The organism is Vibrio sp. QJM3NY_15, assembly GCF_057785995.1.
Window position 1 is genome coordinate 971773 of sequence record NZ_CM173518.1, and the last position, 16520, is coordinate 988292.

Below are 16520 nucleotides of genomic sequence, written 5' to 3' on the forward strand. Positions count from 1 at the left end.
TTACGAGCTTCGGCTCTAAGTAGTTTCAATATTGATTAGGCCCGACTTCAGGGAATAAGTGAGAGGACTCTATGTATAAAGTGCTGGCGTTAGATCTCGATGGAACCGTGTTAAAGGATGATCACACGATTCATCCAGAACTGAAAAAGGCGATCCAAGAAGCCAAACAAAGTTGTCATGTCGTGATTGTGACTGGTCGACACCACACAGCAGCACGACCTTATTACTACGAATTGGGGTTAGATACGCCAATCATCTGCTGTAACGGCACTTATGTTTACGACTATCAGACTGAAACGGTACTGACTCAAAACGCGATAGATAAAGACAAAGCGCTGACCTTCATCGATATGGCAGATGAGTTTCAGCTCAAAATGGTTATGTACATCACGCATGCCATGACGTACTCACACTACAACCCATTTGCCTACATGTTGGCATTGGAAAGTTGGGCAGAAACGGCACCAGAGCAACATCGCCCTCAAATTTACCAAGTGGAATCATTCATTGAAACGGCTCAGCAAGTCGAACACGTTTGGAAGTTTGTGGTGGAAGGTAGCCAAGACTCAGTAGACCGTTTAATGCAACACCCATGGATAGAAGAGAACTTCAACGGTGAGCGCTCTTGGTCAAACCGAATCGACTTTGCTGCGAAAGGTAACAGTAAGGGCCTACGCCTTGCTGAATACATCGCAGAACTCGGTTATCACGCCGATGACGTGATTGCCGTCGGTGATAACCATAACGATATATCCATGCTTAAGTACGCCGGGTTAGGCGTAGCGATGCTCAATGCTGATGACATCGTCAAGTCACACGTTCAGTGCGTGTGCTCAACAGATAACAACCATGATGGCTTAGCCCGTCTAATACGTGAACAAATTAAAGGATAACAACATGACTAAACCAATGATTCAGATCGCCCTAGACCAAACAAATCTTCCTGCTGCAATTGAAGTGGCAAACAACGTTGAAAGCTTTGTTGATGTGATTGAAGTGGGCACTATTTTGGCGTTTGCAGAAGGCATGACGGCGGTTTCTACGCTTCGTAAGAATCACCCAGACCATATCCTTGTGTGCGACATGAAAACAACAGATGGTGGCGCTATTTTGGCTCGTATGGCATTCGAAGCGGGCGCTGATTGGATTACCGTTTCTGCTGCTGCACACATCGCAACCATTGGTGCATGTAAGAAAGTCGCTGATGAATTTAACGGTGAAATCCAAATCGAAATTTATGGTAACTGGACAATGGACGATGCTCAATCTTGGGTCGACCTAGGTATCTCTCAAGCTATCTATCACCGTTCTCGTGACGCTGAATTGGCTGGTGTAGGCTGGACTGAAGAAGATCTTGTGAAGATGCGTGCATTGTCTGAAATGGGCATCGAGCTTTCTATCACAGGTGGCATCGTGCCTGAAGACCTATACCTATTTGAAGGCATTAAGGCGAAAACCTTTATCGCAGGTCGCGCACTTGCGGGTGACAAAGGTAAAGAGACAGCAGAAGCACTAAAAGCTCAGATCGATCGCTACTGGAACTAGGAGGCGTTATGTATCAAAACTTGTTACGCCACCGTGTTGGGCTTTATGAGAAGGCTCTACCTAACGAACTCAGCTGGGAAGATAAACTTAAGCAAACCAAAGAACTCGGCTTTGATTTTCTTGAGATATCGGTAGACGAATCAGACGAGCGTCGCAGCCGATTAGATTGGAATGACGAAGAGGTTTATGCCTTGCGTCATCTTTGCGAAAAGCATGGTGTACCGCTGCAATCCATGTGTTTAAGCGCGCATCGTAAGTTCCCATTTGGTTCAGCAGATCCGGCGATTCGTGAACAAGCTGTCATCCATATGGAAAAAGCTATCTCACTCGCTTACAAATTGGGTATTCGTACCATCCAATTGGCTGGGTATGACGTTTACTACGAGCCAGCCGATAAAGTGACTCACCAGAGGTTCATTGAAGGAATGAAGCTTTCTGCTCAGTTGGCGGAAAGATCAGGGGTAATGCTTGCTGTGGAAATCATGGATACCGATTACTTGAACTCTTTGAGTAAGTTCGAAGTGCTGAGTCGCGAAGTTAATTCACCGTATTTCACGGCGTATCCGGATGTGGGCAATATCTCTGGTTGGAATTACGACATAGTGACTGAGCTAAAACTGAGTAAGCCTCATATTACTCAGATCCACCTCAAAGACACTTATAAAGTGACTGACGAGTACAAAGGGCAGTTTCGAGACTTAGTGATTGGTGATGGCGAAGTTGACTTCAATGCTATTTTTGAAACGTTGAAAGAGACTGAGTGCGTTGTACCACTGGTGATCGAGATGTGGGCTCAAGATGAATGTTGGAAAGATAACATTCTCACGGCACAAAAACGTTTGAATGATGTTTGTGTGCAAACGGGTGTTCCGAGATTGTTTGACCACTAACTCTACCTAGAATGATTACCGGGTTTCTCTTTGCGTTCTCGATGCTCCTAACGAAAAGAGAAAATGCAGCATATTGCCCCCAATATGCTGCATTTTTATATCAACTCGGCGCTTTAAGCTATTTAAAGCAGCAGAAGTTATGTCAATTTCGCAATAGCTACAGTATTTAAACAGCGATCGTTACATGATCACGGCCCACTTCAGCCATCTGAATCAGGTAGTCCGTATGGTACTTCTTCTTGATGATGATTTGGCTACCGATTTCAGCAACAATCTTTACCACTTCCAACGCATCAGAAGGATGCAATGAAGAGTCTTTTGAAATTTCGATATTAACGCCTAAATTTGCCAATTTGATGATGTCGCTAGAATGCATGGTAGTGTCCAAGGTATTTGATTTTCGTGGACTATATCATCTTCAATTTATGCAACTCTACTTGGTTTAAGTAAAAATGGGTGAGATGTGCTCAAAATATGATTTCAATAGTAAAACAACGGCTTTTATTACATCAATTCGTTTAATTGTCGGATTGTTGAATAAGATCATATTAAGGCGATCATGAATAGGTTTTATGTATGGTGATTAGTAGTATGAGTCTCAAAACAATATGAGAGATTGACGATGCCAAAGTTAGATAAATATAAAGGAATTATTTTTGATCTCGATGGGACTCTGGTCAATTCTATGGTGGCACACGCTCATGCATGGGAACAAACTTGTCAGAAGTTTGGTATTCCCTACGACAAAGAGTGGCTCGATCAACTTGGTGGGATGCCATCGCGAAAAGTGACTCAAGAGATCCTTAAGCGTTACGATCTAACTCTTGATGCTCAACAAATTACTTCGGACAAAATCGCTAACTTTGAAGCTATTGAGCACAAAGGGGATGTTATCCCGGAGACATACGCACTCTTACAGCAACAGTATCAGTTAAAAAAGATAGGTATCGGCACTGGTGCTCAAGCCAAGCATGCAAGGGCGATTTTAAAGACGACCGATATCCCATCAATGATACGTACGATTGTGACTTCAGATGACGTAGAAAATCACAAACCTAACCCGGATACTTTTCTGAAAGTCGCTAGCCAGTTAGAGCTTGAACCGAGCGATTGTGTGGTGTTTGAAGATACGATTATAGGCCAGCACGCAGCGACATCGGCAGGCATGGATTGCTACATGGTTGAAAACGGGCAGATAACTAAATTTGTTCCAGCGAGCTAAATAGAATTTAACGATACAAAAATAACTAGGAAAAAAATGAAACAATATCTTATCGCACCTTCGATTCTTTCTGCTGATTTGGCGCGTCTTGGTGAGGATGTAGAACGCGTTCTTGTTGCTGGAGCTGATGTTATTCATTTTGATGTTATGGATAACCACTATGTCCCTAACCTGACTTTTGGTGCGCCAGTATTAAAGGCACTGCGGGATTATGGAATTACAGCGCCGATAGATGTGCATTTAATGGCGAAGCCTGTGGATCAACTGGTACCAGAGTTCGCTAAAGCGGGTGCGACTATGATTACTTTTCATGTCGAAGCATCAGAGCACATCGATCGTACTTTACAGCTAATTAAAGAGCACGGTTGCCAAGCTGGTGTGGTACTCAACCCTGCAACGCCATTGAGTTACCTTGACTACATCATGGATAAGGTTGACCTGATATTGGTTATGTCGGTTAACCCAGGTTTCGGTGGTCAATCTTTTATCCCTGCCACGCTCGATAAACTGCGGTCAATAAGATCGCGCATTAATGAATCAGGCCGAAATATTCGTTTAGAAGTCGACGGTGGTGTGAAAGTTAATAACATAAAAGAGATTGCTGAAGCGGGTGCCGATATGTTCGTTGCGGGCTCTGCTATTTTTGATAGTGAAGATTATCAACAAGCTATCGATTCAATGCGAGCGGAGTTAGCTCAATTGAATTAAGTAGTGTATCGACTGCTGTATAAAGGCTCGAAGTGTTCTGTGTATCAGGCTTCGGGCTTTTTTTGTATCTAATAGATGTTGATTTAATGAAAAACCCCGTGGAGTAAGGGAGGTTGCGTTGTTGGAGTTCTCTTCAGTTATAGATTTTTCATTGTGTAATAAAACTACAGTTATTATTGACTTTGGTCACATAACGGCGCAAAATTGACCTTAGATCACACAACGATGAGAACACAGTATGAACGCTACAGTAATCACAAATGAAAACAACGCATCACTAGCAAAACCTTCAGTAATGAATGAAGTTCTATTTTTTGCTAAGTCTACCGTTATCATGGGTGCAATTATCCTACTTGTTGCTTCTGCTTGGGTTTAATTTCTTAAATAACCCGCGTTAAGTGTGATCAGTGGTGGTGATTAGCCACTCACTGATTCAAACTAACGTCAGAAGCACCAAATTCATTTCCTTATCTTTCTCCAGTTCACTTTCTCTATCTTCTAGGCCAATCAGGCCGACTTTTAGTCATCGACTTAGTTACTGAATCAAGTGATTGACTAAACCAAGTTACCTCTCTAAACCAACAGTTTAAACACGATGCTTTAAACTAGACCAGTACAAAACTATCATTAATACATACGCTAATGCGGGCGCAATATAACTCGTGCTCAACGAAAGCTCATCAATCAAACTCGCCTGTACGAATGGTAAAACAACCCCTCCAATTGAACACATAATGAGAATTGCTGCTCCTTGTGAGTTTTGCTTACCTGATGCATGTAGCGCTTGTGCGTAAATGATAGGGTAGAGCGCAGAATTACATAACCCTACGACAAGCATCAAATAGCCAATCCAAACATAATTTTGATAGACCGCAACGGCACTAATCAAAGCCGCGATAACGCAAGACAGTGAGAAGAGATAGTGCTTGTTTACAGTGTTTCCAAACTTGGCGAATAACACTCTTCCAACAAACATTAATACCCAATAAAGAGCGATGATCTGTGTTGCGAGTACCAAACCAAGGTCGCCATATTGCTGGTCGGCAAGATACGTAATAGTAAAAGTACCAAAACTGACCTCTACACCGATGTACAGCAACAGTACCAACGCTAACTTCATAAACTGCTGATTTTTAATTAGAAGCTTTAACCCTCGCCAAAAGCCAGTCATCTGTTTTGGTTTGATATCTGGAAGCGTCATTTTGCTAAAAAATACCAGCAAGCCGAAAAAGAACAGGGCGATGAGTAAAAACAGAAACGAAACTTGATGGGCGGTGTTGTCGACGTTAAAACTTGCTGCCACAAGAATGACAGCGGTAAGCACTAGCGGGCCAAGCACAGTGCCAACAGAGTTCGATGCCGTTGCCACACTTTGACGTATAACACTCTTATCAGGTGTCGAGAGTAGTGATACGTAAGGTGAACTCACTACTTGAATTGCTGACACACCTGAGGCCATCAATAAGATCCCAATGAGTGTTGGAACAAGCTCTTCTCCTCGCACTAAATATGCCATGGCTAGACAGCCCAGAAGGCACCATATCAAGCAGAACTTCAGCGTAGTTCTATAGCCAATTTTTGCCATGACAAATGACGTTGGAAGCGACACCGTAATTCGGGTGATAAAAAAGGCCATGGGAAATAGCATCGCCATTTTATAATCGAGAGAGAAAGCTTCTTTGTAATGTGGAATTAGCGAGTTACTTGAAACGGTAATTAAACCCCAGATAAAAAAGATCAGTGACAGTAAGACCAGTGGGGCATCTTTTAACGGGAATACTTTCATAGTGATTCCTTAATAATAGCGATAAAAAAAGCAGAAGATGATCTTCTGCTTTTCGATTGAGACTTTACGGTGTATTGCCTATTAAGCGGTTAATCACGAACAAAATTGATGTGATGAACATGAATGTTGTATTTCTCAATAATCACTTTGGTCGCATGCATACTTTTGATTCGTTGCTCAGAATCTAAAGCGGCAGCCATTGCTGACTCGTTCTCGTAGCTGTGCTGCATCATCAGCAGTAGGTTTTTATGGCTCTCAGCTTCAATCGCCTCAGGCTGGTTCAGCGTTAGCCCTTGGTTATTCGGAAATGTGCGAATAATAGGCGCGACTTCGTTTTCCATGTATTGGTAGAAGTCTTGCTTTTGTTCTTCAGTTAAATCGGCTTCAAAAAAAGCGGTGCGAAAAATTGTCATGGTCGTCTCCTTACAGTTCAAAGCCAGATTGGTTAGCGATAGATTTCAACGTTGCTTTTGCTTGTTTGATATCTTCGAACCAGTTGTCATTTTGAGCCCACATTTCAATCACTAATGGCGCGCTGTAATCAATTTCAGCGAGTGTTTTGAAAATAGCTGGGAAGTCGACTTGGCCTTCGCCTATAACAAGATCTCGGAACTGGCCTTTGCAGGTTTCTGAAACTCGCAGTGTATCTTTTAGGTGCACTTGTACTAGGTGATCACGGCTTAGCTTTAGTTCGGTACACACGTCGTAGTTCCAACCAGAAATATTGCCTACATCTGGGTAAGCCATGAAGTAAGGTGATGGGATCTCGCGCTTAAGCACTTCAAACTTACTTAATGAGTTGAGGTACGGAGTATCCATGATCTCTACACCTAACATGATGCCTGCACGTTCTGCCATTTTGGTGGCTTGTTGCATGCCTTCAATGAAGCGAGCGTGAGTTTCAGCCGATTGCGGTTCGTAATACACATCGTAGCCCGCCATTTGAATACAGCGAATACCAAGCTTATAAGCCAATGAAATCGCTTTTTCCATGATGATCAGCGATTCAGTGCGAATAGCATCATCCATTGAGCCAAACGGAAACTTACGGTGTGCGCTTAGGCACATTGATTGGAAAGGCATTTGGTGCTTTTCACATAGACGGCGAAGCTCATAAATTTCTTCGTCTGACCAATCTAAACGAGCACGTCGCTCATCGGTTTCATCCACTGAAATTTCTACAAAGTCGAAGCCAGCTTCTTTAGCGTGAATCAAACGCTCTTCCCATGTAAGGGTGGTTGGCATCGCTTTTTCGTAAATACCTAATCTGAATTTGTTTTTAGAATCAAACATTCTTTTTCCTTAAAAGAGTTGTTGTTCTATACGCGTTGTTATGTCTTGAATTCTGCTAGCGATCTCTTCGTAGCCGAGAGCTTTCATTTTTGGCGTAAGCGAAGAGACGCTAACCGCGTATACAGGAGAATTGTTCTTGTCAAAAATAGGGACAGCAACACAAGAAATACCCGCTTCGTTCTCTTCATCATCGAGCGCATAACCACGGCTCTTAATTTTATCGAGAACACCAAAAAACTGAGACTTGTCGAGAATCGTGTTTTCAGTTAACGGCTTCATTGTGCTGACATTGCGTTTCCAATAGGTTTCTCGAACGCTGTCAGAGCTAAATGCTAGGTAACATTTTCCTGCCGCTGAGCAGTACATTGGAGAATGCAGCCCTACGTAGGTTCGAGTTCTAAAGGAAGAATTAACGGGTTCAAACTTGTCTTTAAAAATGATGTTGTCAGCATCAAAAGAGAGGAAGTTAACCGTTTCATTCACATCGTCGAGTAGCTCAGATAGGTATGGCTTAACGGTGCCGGTGACATCAGAGTTGATAGCAGCGTGTCCAAGCTGAACCAACTTCATTGTTAAGCGATATTCTTTACCTGAACACATTTGAGCAACATAACCAGAGTCTTCAAATGTTGCTAAAATACGGTGGACAGATGACTTGTTGAAGCCAGTCCCTTCAGACACTTTTTGTAGCGAAACGCCATTAGGATAATTCCCAAGGAATTCCAATACGGTCAGTGCTTTAGACAACGATTTAATTTGCTCACTCATATATGTGCTACCAGTGTTTACCTATTTCAGTATGGAAGTTTTCTGCGATGTCACGTCCATTGCTACCAGCTAACGCTCGGCCAGCAATAAACGATTTTGCAGACAGATTCTTAAACAAATGCAGATCGTCAGGAACAATACCACCAGTAATGGATAGTTCAATTCCAATATCCGATAATTTCTGCATTTTTATCAAATCTTCTTCGGTCCAGCTCACACCAGCAAGTTCCGCATCACGAGAACGGTGATAAATTGCTTGTTTAATGCCCATGTCGACCCAAGCTTGCGCATCTTCCATTGTCCAGTGTCCATACAGCTCAATTTGCACTTCGCCGTCGAATTCATCCGTTACTTTCTTCGCTGAACGAATAGTTTCGATGTGTGCTGCTGCACTTACTGTTACCCAGTTAGCGCCGGCATCCATCGCCAGACGCGTTAAAATGGCGCTGGCATCGGTGATTTTCATGTCACAGACAATGATGTGATTTGGGTATTTTTCTCGTAGGATTCTTACGCTGTCTACGCCATGAGCGAAGGCTAAAATCGTCCCGATTTCAATCACATCTAACTTATCTGCAACATGCTCTATTGAGGCTAATGCTGTGTCGATGTCTGTCGCATCAAGTGCCATTTGTAGCAACGGCTTCGGTGATTTGAACAGGGGCTTAGATGCTTTTAATACAGTGTTAGGCATGCATTTCATCCTCAAATTGTTTAAACAACTGCACCAGTCTTTGATAGTGCTTATATTTCTTTTGGTATATATCGTAGTGTTCAGGATTCGGTTCGACACGTGACGCAGAATTAGTGATGGTTTGAGTACATTCTGCTAATGAAGCGAATTCACCTGCGCCCACCATTGCTACCATTGCAGCGCCTAATGAACCGGTTTCATCCACATCTGATATTTCAACGGTCATGCCGGTAAGGTCAGCCAGCATTTGCATCCATACAGGGCTAGATGCAGGGCCGCCTGTCACTTTTAGTATGTTGGCTTTTGGAAAGCGCTGACGCATACGCTCTAGGTGAATGTTGTGACAGAATAAAATGCCTTCCCAAATGGCTTGAATTAGGTGCCCTTTAGTATGGTGCGATTGCAGACCATAGAAGCCTGACTTTAGGCCAAGCCCTTGGTTTGAACCGTAAAGGAATGGCACAAAGTAGATACTGCTTGACGCCGGATCTAATGCTTCAACTAACGCTTGATTTTGCTGGTGGTTAATCTGGCCATTTTCACCAAGATAGTCGGCGAACCATTCATAATTACCAGCAGAAGTTGGGCTCGCTTCGTGAATGATGTATTCGTTATCGACGGCGTAATGGCCGTAAACAAAATTGTGGCTTTCTTGCGTTACTTGCTTTGATATGCCAGACGTTACCGCCCATGTGCCCATCACGTAATTCAGAGTATCTTCAGAAGAGTTGATTCCAGAACAGATCGCTGTTGATACCACATCAAACAAACCGCCGAACACCGGCGTACCTATTGCTAGTCCGGTTTCATTAGCAACGGCCGCAGTGATTTTCCCTGCTTGCTGTTGAGGTTTGACTACTGGTGGTAGCGCATCCCAAACTTCTTCAATGCCAAAGGTTTCCAAAAGTGCTTTGTCATACTCACCAGTGATGGAGTTGAAAAAATTACTTTCTGAAATATTGGTCAGTTCTGCAGCCACTTCGCCCGTTAAGCGATAACGAAGGTAGTCGTGAGACATCATCACTGCGCCAATGTTGTTGTATCGTTCGGCATCGTTCTCTTTGATCCAGCGAATAATCGATACAGGGTGACCTGTCCACAGTGTTTGCAGTGTGGTTGGATAGATCTCTTTTGCTTTACCCTGTTCTAGCCACTCTTTAACGATAGGCAGGGAACGCGAGTCAGAAGACATAATGCCGTGGCCGAGGTTTTGTCCCTCTTTATCAAGAAGGTAAACGCCTTTGCCTTGGGCTGAAATGCTCAAGCCTTTGATAGAGGTCGGTTCTACTTTTGTGGTCTCTAAAAGCTGCTTAATGACATCGACAGCGTTACCCCATAGTGCGTTTAGGTCGCGTTCTACCCAACCTTGTTTTTCGTTGATGACGCTCGCCGATACGCGAGCAAGACCTTGTTGTTCACCTTTTGCGTTAAACAACGCGGCTTTCATAAAAGTGCCGCCAGAATCAATTCCAATGTAGTAATTCATTATTTGGCTTCCAGTAAATCGTTGTGAATCTTCACTACCAGTTTTCTTACCGGTTGGCTGTCATCATTTTCAATATTGGTGATGTGCACGATATTTGGCGTGAATAAATAAAATTGATTGCGTTTTGCATGAATGAAGCTGAGTTCAATCCCCGGGTATTCGTAAAACTGAAGGTCACGTTCTTGGTTATAAGGTTGTGCGTTGCTGTGTTCGCCAGTGTCTATAGCCCATGCCATGACTTCAGAACCTTCGAGAATGATCTGCAAGTCAGAATGGTATTTATGGACTTCAGGTTGGAAGTTTCCTAGAGGCTCTTTGTCATATTCCAATACAACAAACCATGCCTGTTTTGAATCAAAACCAGGGAGTTCATGGCGACCTAATGCGAGTTTTTCTTGGTCGAGACTGTTCAAGTACTCAAGCACGTTTTGAATAACGACAGGGTACGATTTGCTGATCTGCGTAGGTTGAGTATTTCCGACTAACATAAAAATTCTCTTTAAATATAAACAGCTTAATGAAGCCAATGCTTTAAATTAATGGGCGCTAAATAGGTCTTGTAAAAGCGTCGCTAACCCTGTCTTATCATCATTGTTTTTAGGCGTGATTAGGTTGGCTGAGCTTTTTACGGTGTCATCTGCGTTTTGCATTGCGATGCCAAGTCCTGCTGCTTTAAGCATCGAAATGTCATTGTGGTTATCACCAATCGCGACACACTGCTCTAGGCTGATACCGAGCGGCTCAATGTAGCGAGTCAATGCATTACCTTTGCTATTACCTGTTGCTGCGAAATCGACACGATCAATCCAAGATCGTTCGCCGTTGAAGTTCTCTTTCACAAAAGGCATCTCTGCGAATGTGTTTACTTCACCTTCAACGACAAACTTCCACACATACTCTGAAATTTGTGCTTCATGTTGGAAGTCGTCGACCTTTTGAATGTTTGGTCGCTGGCTTTCTGGAAAGGTTTGAGACCACGTCAGTAGCGCTTCCATGTATTCAATAGGGCGTGCTCTCGAGTAGAGCATTGCATCACGCACATACATCACCATCTTCAGATCATGAGCTTGAGATAGGGTGATAAACTCAGCCGCAATTTCTTTTTCTATGGCGTTTTCTTGAATGACCGTATCGTTCTGGTAATCAAAGATGTAAGTGCCATTGCAACAAATTATTGGAGTCGATAAACCAAGCTGATCGTAATAAGGTTTTGCCGCGACATGATGGCGGCCCGTAACGATAACCACATGAGTGTGTTGAGCGACTTGCTTGATGGCTTCGACTAACTCTTGGCTAATCGTGTGTTGCGAGTTGAGAACGGTACCATCGAGATCTAACGCCAGAAGCTTATGCTTATCCAATTTATGCGGTGATGACTTATGCATGTGCGAGGCCTTACTTCTGTCCGTAGTATGAGTTCTTGCCGTGTTTACGGTTGTAGTGTTTATCTAGCAGCTCAGGTTGGATCGCTACTTCTGGACTGATAGCGCGAGTGGCTGTTGCCATGGCTGCAATCTCTTCCATTACCACTGCATTGTGCACGGCATCTGAACCATCCTTGCCCCATGTAAATGGTGCGTGGCCTGCGATGATGACACCTGGCATTGCTTGCGGGTCGATATCACGTTGGTTGAATTCTTCGATGATCACTAAGCCAGTGTTCTTCTCGTAATCCGACTCAATCTCAGCTTTTGTTAGTAGGCGAGTACAAGGTACATCACCGTAGAAGTAATCGGCGTGTGTGGTTCCAAGCGCTGGAATGTCTCGGCCGGCTTGTGCCCAGATTGTTGCATTACGAGAGTGTGTGTGAACGATGCCGCCAATGGTTGGGAAGGCTTTGTAAAGCTCAATGTGCGTAGCCGTGTCGCTTGAAGGGTTCAGCTTGCCTTCAATGCGGTTGCCTTCTAAATCGAGAACAACGATGTCATCTGCCGTCATTACATCGTATTCAACACCTGACGGTTTGATTGCAATCACGCCACGTTCGCGGTCGATTTCAGAGACATTGCCCCAAGTGAAAGTCACTAAGCCATATTTAGGAAGTTGCAAGTTTGCTGCGAACACGCGTTCTTTTAATTCTTGGTATGTTTTTTGTTCTTGAGACATTGTGTTTGCCCATGTTGTATTGAGTGAATGACGAGCGGATTGCCTAGCTAAATTCCCCAGCTAAAAAGAGGGCTAGGCAATCGCACTCAATCGCGTTACTTAGCTGCTAGCTTGATCTTGTTGATCATCACATCGCCATTTTTCTCGATGTATGCGCTCCAAACAGGCTGGATAGCTTGTTGGAAAGCAGCACCATCAACGTCACGGTTTACTTGCATGCCGTTCGCTTCTAGTTGAGCAATCATCTTGTCTTCTTTTTCAATGCTTAGCTCACGTTGCATTGCAACCGCTTCAGCAGAAACTTCTTCAATGATTTTTTGCTCGTCTTCCGTTAGCTTGTCGAACTTACGTAGGTTCATTGTTAGAACGAGTGGTGAGTAAGCGTGTTGTGTAAGGCTTAGGTATTTTTGTACTTCGTCAAACTTGAAAGATAGCGTTACAGAAATTGGGTGGTCTTGAGAGTCAACAACGCCTGTTTCAAGTGCTGTGTAGAGTTCTGATACTGGAAGTTGTTGCGGGTTAGCACCTAGCTCGTTGAACATGTCGTTTAGAGCTTTAGAACCATTCACACGCATTTGTAGGCCTTCAACATCAGAAGGAATACGAATAGGTTTTTCGTTGTTAGTCATGTTGCGGTAACCATTTTCAGGGAACCCAAGACCTTTAAGACCGAATTTTTCAAAGTTAGCTAACACTTCTTTACCCGGTTCGCCGTCCAGTACTTTGTATGCTGTTTGACGATTTGGGAACATGAACGGCAGAGTGAAGGCCGCTGATTCAGGCATTAGGCCGTTGTAGTTGTTCAAGCCAACCATCGCTAAATCAACGATGCCAGCACGTGAACCATCAATCATCTGTTTATCACTGCCCAATTGACCTTGTGGGTAGACGTTTACTTTGATTTCGCCGTTTGAACGAGCTTCTACTTCTTTCTTAAAGAACAAAGATAGGTCTTGTTGCAAATCCGACTCTGGTGCAGCGTGCGCCAGTTTTAGAGTCGTAGCGGCAAAAGCGCTAGAGCTCATTGCGATAGTCGAAGCGAGTAAAGTAAGTTTTAGTAGGGTTTTCATTATTATTTTCTCCGTCGAGGATTAACCAATGACAAACGACATTGGCACAGTGATAATGCTTGGGAAGATGACAAACAGTGTGAGCAGAGCCATGTAAGCAGCGATGAAGGGCAATACACCTTTCACTGCGGTCGACATTGGTACTCTCGCTACACCACACACTACGTTTAGTACGGTGCCTACAGGAGGCGTGATCAAGCCAATTGAACAGTTAATAACGAACAGTAGGCCGAAGTACGTTGGGTCAATTCCAGCCATCTTGATGACAGGCATTAAAAGGGGTACAAGGATTAGAATCGTTGGGCTCAAGTCCATAACCATGCCGACACAAAGTACGAGCAACATAATTACTGCCATTAATAGGCGTGGGCTATCCACCAGTGGACCTAACATTTCTGCGAGTTGTTGAGGAAGCTGAGCAACAGTAATTAGCCACGCTGCAACCATTGCACAACCCACCAAGAACATAACCATTGCGGTCGAGCGACCAGCGTTCAGTACGATGTGATAGAACTTCTTAATCGAGAGCTCTTTGTACACAAACGTAGAGATGAAGATTGCGTAAGTTGCGGCTACTACAGCGGCTTCTGTTGGTGTAAAGATGCCGAAGCGAATACCAACAATGATGATGACTGGCAGCATTAAGGCCCATACACCATCTTTAAGTGCTGCGCGTTTTTCTGCTTTTGTCGCTTTTTCTGATGTCGCTAGGTTTTCTTTGCGAACTGTCCAGCGCCACACAAACATCAATGTCATACCCATTAACAGGCCAGGAACGATGCCGCCTAGGAATAGGTTTTTGATCGAGATACCGCCAGCAACACCTACAAGGATCAGAGGGATTGAAGGTGGAATAACGGGTGCGATGATACCGCCTGAAGCAAGTAAGCCCATTGAAGGTGCTTCTGGGTATTTCGCTGCTTTCATCATTGGGTAAAGAATACTGACCAAGGCTGCTGCATCTGCTACAGCTGAACCAGAAAGGCCGGCAAGCAGTACCGAAGTCATGATAGCAACGTAACCTAAGCCACCTTGACGGTGTCCTACGTAAGTGGTTGCTAGGCGAACAATACGCTGCGACAAACCACCCGATGCCATTACTTCACCCGCAATGAGGAAGAATGGAATGGCAAGCAGAGTGAAACTGTCGACACCATTAATTAAAGACTGCGCAAGAATGTCTGCACTAAAGAAGTCCATGTGAAGCATCAGCGCCATTGAAGACAATAACAGTGCAAACGCAACAGGAAGACCAAGTAAGATTGAGACAATCAATACCGATAAGAAAATGGCTAACGTCATTATTCTTTCTCCTCATCTAAGCTATCTAGCTGCCAGTCGGGCTTGAAGATTCGAACAAAGGCAATCACGCCCATTAACAAACCTGACACCACACCGGCTAAGTAAAATAATGCTGAAGGAAGCCCTGTAAGCTGAGAAATATCTGACCAATTAGACATCATTTGACGGTATGAACCGACGTAAAGCATGCCGACAGAAATCAGTACTATTACCCAGCAGATACGTCTTAATACGGGTACTGCTTTTGGGAAGAGTCGTTCAGAAAACTCCGCAACAGCGAGGTGTTCACCTCGGCGCAGCACAACGGCGGCACCGAGCATGACAACCCATACAAGACCAAGGCGAGATAGTTCTACAGAGGGACGAAGACCAGAAGAAAAGCCATAACGTAAAACTACGTTAGTAAATACGAGCGCAACCATACAAGTCAGAATGACCGCCATGATGACATCGATACTTTTCCAAATACTCTTTAATACACTTTGCATAACGCTTTCCCTACCTTTGGCTAATTACAGAGACGTAATTTGTTCCCAAATCCCATCGTTGATTTCAATGCCGCCAGCTGCTTCGTGTTTCTTGATGAAGTTTTCAATTTCAGAACCAGCAATCATCACTGAGCCACTTTCTGCAGGCTCTGACTCAAGTACATAATCACGGATGCGCTTCATCTCTTGTGCATAAGTGCTTTGATCCATTGTTTTGCTTAGGTCGATAGCGATAAGGAATTGAGATACACCAAACTCACCACCCATATCTTCAGTCAGCGCTGGTACTGAGTGGCCGCCAGTGATTGCCGTAAGCATCATGTCTAGTACGATGGCCATTGATGAACCTTTCCAGAAACCCATTGGAAGCAGGCGTTTGTTTTCCCAAAGTACATGCGGGTCTTTAGTGAGTTCACCTTCGTTGTCAAAGCCACCAACAACAGGGAGCTCTTTGTCAGCAAGCACGAAGTTTTGTAGCTGGCCGTAAGAAAATTGGCTCATTGAACAGTCAACAACCACCGGTGGATCGCCCGCAACCGCCATGATGAGAGGGTTCGAACCAACACGGTGATCTTTACCACCCCATGCTGGCATCACTGCGATTGAGTTGGTTGATGCAATTCCTGCAAAACCTTCGCGAGCCATTTTCAATACGTAAGCACCGCCACGCATCCAGTGGTTAGAATTACGCATACCGACCATGCCAATGCCGTAGTCACGAGCCAATTCCATAGCACGTTCTGCACAGATAAGACCGTTAAGAACGCCAGGGCCGTAGTTACAATCCCATTGCTCTAGTGCACCCATACTGTTAACGCATTCTGGTTCAGCATTTAATTTGATTTGACCTTTGTCTACTTGGTCAATGAACACTGGAAAACGGTTGATGCCATGCGAGTAAGTACCTTCGTTTGCCATCTCAACAAAACCAGCCGCAAGCTTGGTTGCCATTTCAGGTTTCATGTCGCGAGCCAAAAGGATTCGTTCGTATTCTTGTTGTAGTTTTTCAGTTGATACTAAAGGCATCTGTGTTCTCCGATAAGTTGAATTCCATAATACGGAATGAATTATTGTTGTTATTCCGAAAATATTCTGTGAGCAAAGTTACGAAATATTTCCTTATTAAGTTTTTCTCTAATAACTGTTAACTGGTTAAAAAGTG

20 protein-coding genes are annotated in these 16520 nt (G+C 43.9%); 6 read left to right on the top strand and 14 right to left on the bottom strand.

All coding sequences use genetic code 11. The annotated features are described in order from the left end of the window. The first annotated feature begins 71 nt into the window (after positions 1–71). The 3 genes from AC3CKG_RS20745 to AC3CKG_RS20755 are packed head-to-tail and all read left to right on the top strand — an operon-like array spanning position 72 to position 2435. A complete protein-coding gene (locus AC3CKG_RS20745; RefSeq protein ID WP_488529258.1) occupies positions 72–893 on the top strand; it encodes a pyridoxal phosphatase in 822 nt (273 codons plus the stop codon). 4 nt (positions 894–897) lie between these two features. Beyond that, positions 898–1545, top strand: a complete 648-nt coding sequence (locus AC3CKG_RS20750; RefSeq protein ID WP_009845897.1) for a 3-keto-L-gulonate-6-phosphate decarboxylase UlaD — start codon at positions 898–900, stop codon at positions 1543–1545. A gap of 8 nt (positions 1546–1553) precedes the next feature. Further along, on the top strand, positions 1554–2435 hold the full coding sequence (locus tag AC3CKG_RS20755) for an L-ribulose-5-phosphate 3-epimerase (RefSeq protein WP_280619371.1): 882 nt from the start codon (positions 1554–1556) through the stop codon (positions 2433–2435). A 166-nt stretch (positions 2436–2601) separates the two neighbouring features. Here the strand turns inward: AC3CKG_RS20755 and AC3CKG_RS20760 are convergent, their stop codons facing one another. Next, positions 2602–2811 carry a hypothetical protein gene (locus AC3CKG_RS20760; RefSeq protein WP_017092753.1) on the bottom strand — a complete coding sequence of 70 codons (210 nt, stop codon included), beginning with the start codon at positions 2809–2811 and terminating at the stop codon, positions 2602–2604. Between the two features lie 246 nt (positions 2812–3057). On the opposite strand from AC3CKG_RS20760, the gene AC3CKG_RS20765 reads away from it, so the two are divergent. The 3 genes from AC3CKG_RS20765 to AC3CKG_RS20775 all read left to right on the top strand — a co-directional run bounded on the left by AC3CKG_RS20765 (position 3058) and on the right by AC3CKG_RS20775 (position 4741). Continuing rightward, positions 3058–3657 carry an HAD family hydrolase gene (locus tag AC3CKG_RS20765; protein ID WP_048609861.1) on the top strand — a complete coding sequence of 200 codons (600 nt, stop codon included), beginning with the start codon at positions 3058–3060 and terminating at the stop codon, positions 3655–3657. Positions 3658–3693: 36 nt separating this feature from the next. Then, the gene (gene rpe, locus AC3CKG_RS20770) at positions 3694–4365 is read left to right on the top strand and encodes a ribulose-phosphate 3-epimerase (protein ID WP_488529259.1); all 672 of its coding nucleotides are present in this window, start codon (positions 3694–3696) and stop codon (positions 4363–4365) included. 238 nt (positions 4366–4603) lie between these two features. Then, a complete protein-coding gene (locus tag AC3CKG_RS20775) occupies positions 4604–4741 on the top strand; it encodes a hypothetical protein (protein ID WP_009845892.1) in 138 nt (45 codons plus the stop codon). 210 nt (positions 4742–4951) lie between these two features. On the opposite strand, the gene AC3CKG_RS20780 is transcribed toward AC3CKG_RS20775, so the two are convergent. From AC3CKG_RS20780 to yiaK, 13 genes are all read right to left on the bottom strand, one after another. After that, positions 4952–6151: an MFS transporter gene (locus AC3CKG_RS20780; RefSeq protein WP_488529260.1), complete on the bottom strand. Its 1200-nt coding sequence runs from the start codon at positions 6149–6151 to the stop codon at positions 4952–4954. A gap of 89 nt (positions 6152–6240) precedes the next feature. After that, positions 6241–6564 (bottom strand): hypothetical protein, encoded by a 324-nt coding sequence (locus AC3CKG_RS20785; protein ID WP_488529261.1) that lies wholly within the window; start codon positions 6562–6564, stop codon positions 6241–6243. Positions 6565–6574: 10 nt separating this feature from the next. Next, positions 6575–7444: an L-ribulose-5-phosphate 3-epimerase gene (locus tag AC3CKG_RS20790; RefSeq protein WP_012600141.1), complete on the bottom strand. Its 870-nt coding sequence runs from the start codon at positions 7442–7444 to the stop codon at positions 6575–6577. A gap of 9 nt (positions 7445–7453) precedes the next feature. Beyond that, entirely contained in the window at positions 7454–8212 is a 759-nt protein-coding gene (locus tag AC3CKG_RS20795; RefSeq protein ID WP_009845888.1) for an IclR family transcriptional regulator, read from the bottom strand. A 7-nt stretch (positions 8213–8219) separates the two neighbouring features. Beyond that, positions 8220–8906 (bottom strand): 3-keto-L-gulonate-6-phosphate decarboxylase UlaD, encoded by a 687-nt coding sequence (locus AC3CKG_RS20800; RefSeq protein ID WP_102279851.1) that lies wholly within the window; start codon positions 8904–8906, stop codon positions 8220–8222. Next, positions 8899–10392, bottom strand: a complete 1494-nt coding sequence (locus tag AC3CKG_RS20805) for an FGGY-family carbohydrate kinase (RefSeq protein WP_488529262.1) — start codon at positions 10390–10392, stop codon at positions 8899–8901. Before AC3CKG_RS20805 ends, AC3CKG_RS20800 begins: the two co-directional genes overlap by 8 nt. Then, positions 10392–10880, bottom strand: coding sequence for a NanQ anomerase/TabA/YiaL family protein (locus tag AC3CKG_RS20810; protein ID WP_009845885.1), 489 nt, complete (start codon positions 10878–10880; stop codon positions 10392–10394). The genes AC3CKG_RS20805 and AC3CKG_RS20810 overlap by 1 nt, the downstream gene beginning before the upstream one ends. Before the next feature lie 48 nt (positions 10881–10928). Next, positions 10929–11777, bottom strand: a complete 849-nt coding sequence (locus AC3CKG_RS20815; protein ID WP_488529263.1) for a Cof-type HAD-IIB family hydrolase — start codon at positions 11775–11777, stop codon at positions 10929–10931. Positions 11778–11787: 10 nt separating this feature from the next. Beyond that, positions 11788–12498, bottom strand: a complete 711-nt coding sequence (locus tag AC3CKG_RS20820) for an L-ribulose-5-phosphate 4-epimerase (RefSeq protein ID WP_017108909.1) — start codon at positions 12496–12498, stop codon at positions 11788–11790. A gap of 95 nt (positions 12499–12593) precedes the next feature. Next, the gene (locus tag AC3CKG_RS20825) at positions 12594–13568 is read right to left on the bottom strand and encodes a DctP family TRAP transporter solute-binding subunit (RefSeq protein WP_488529264.1); all 975 of its coding nucleotides are present in this window, start codon (positions 13566–13568) and stop codon (positions 12594–12596) included. A 21-nt stretch (positions 13569–13589) separates the two neighbouring features. Then, on the bottom strand, positions 13590–14870 hold the full coding sequence (locus AC3CKG_RS20830) for a TRAP transporter large permease subunit (RefSeq protein WP_017108910.1): 1281 nt from the start codon (positions 14868–14870) through the stop codon (positions 13590–13592). After that, positions 14870–15358, bottom strand: coding sequence for a TRAP transporter small permease (locus AC3CKG_RS20835; protein WP_102299233.1), 489 nt, complete (start codon positions 15356–15358; stop codon positions 14870–14872). Before AC3CKG_RS20835 ends, AC3CKG_RS20830 begins: the two co-directional genes overlap by 1 nt. A 24-nt stretch (positions 15359–15382) precedes the next feature. Further along, entirely contained in the window at positions 15383–16384 is a 1002-nt protein-coding gene (yiaK, locus tag AC3CKG_RS20840) for a 3-dehydro-L-gulonate 2-dehydrogenase (RefSeq protein WP_017108911.1), read from the bottom strand. Positions 16385–16520 lie beyond the last annotated feature (136 nt).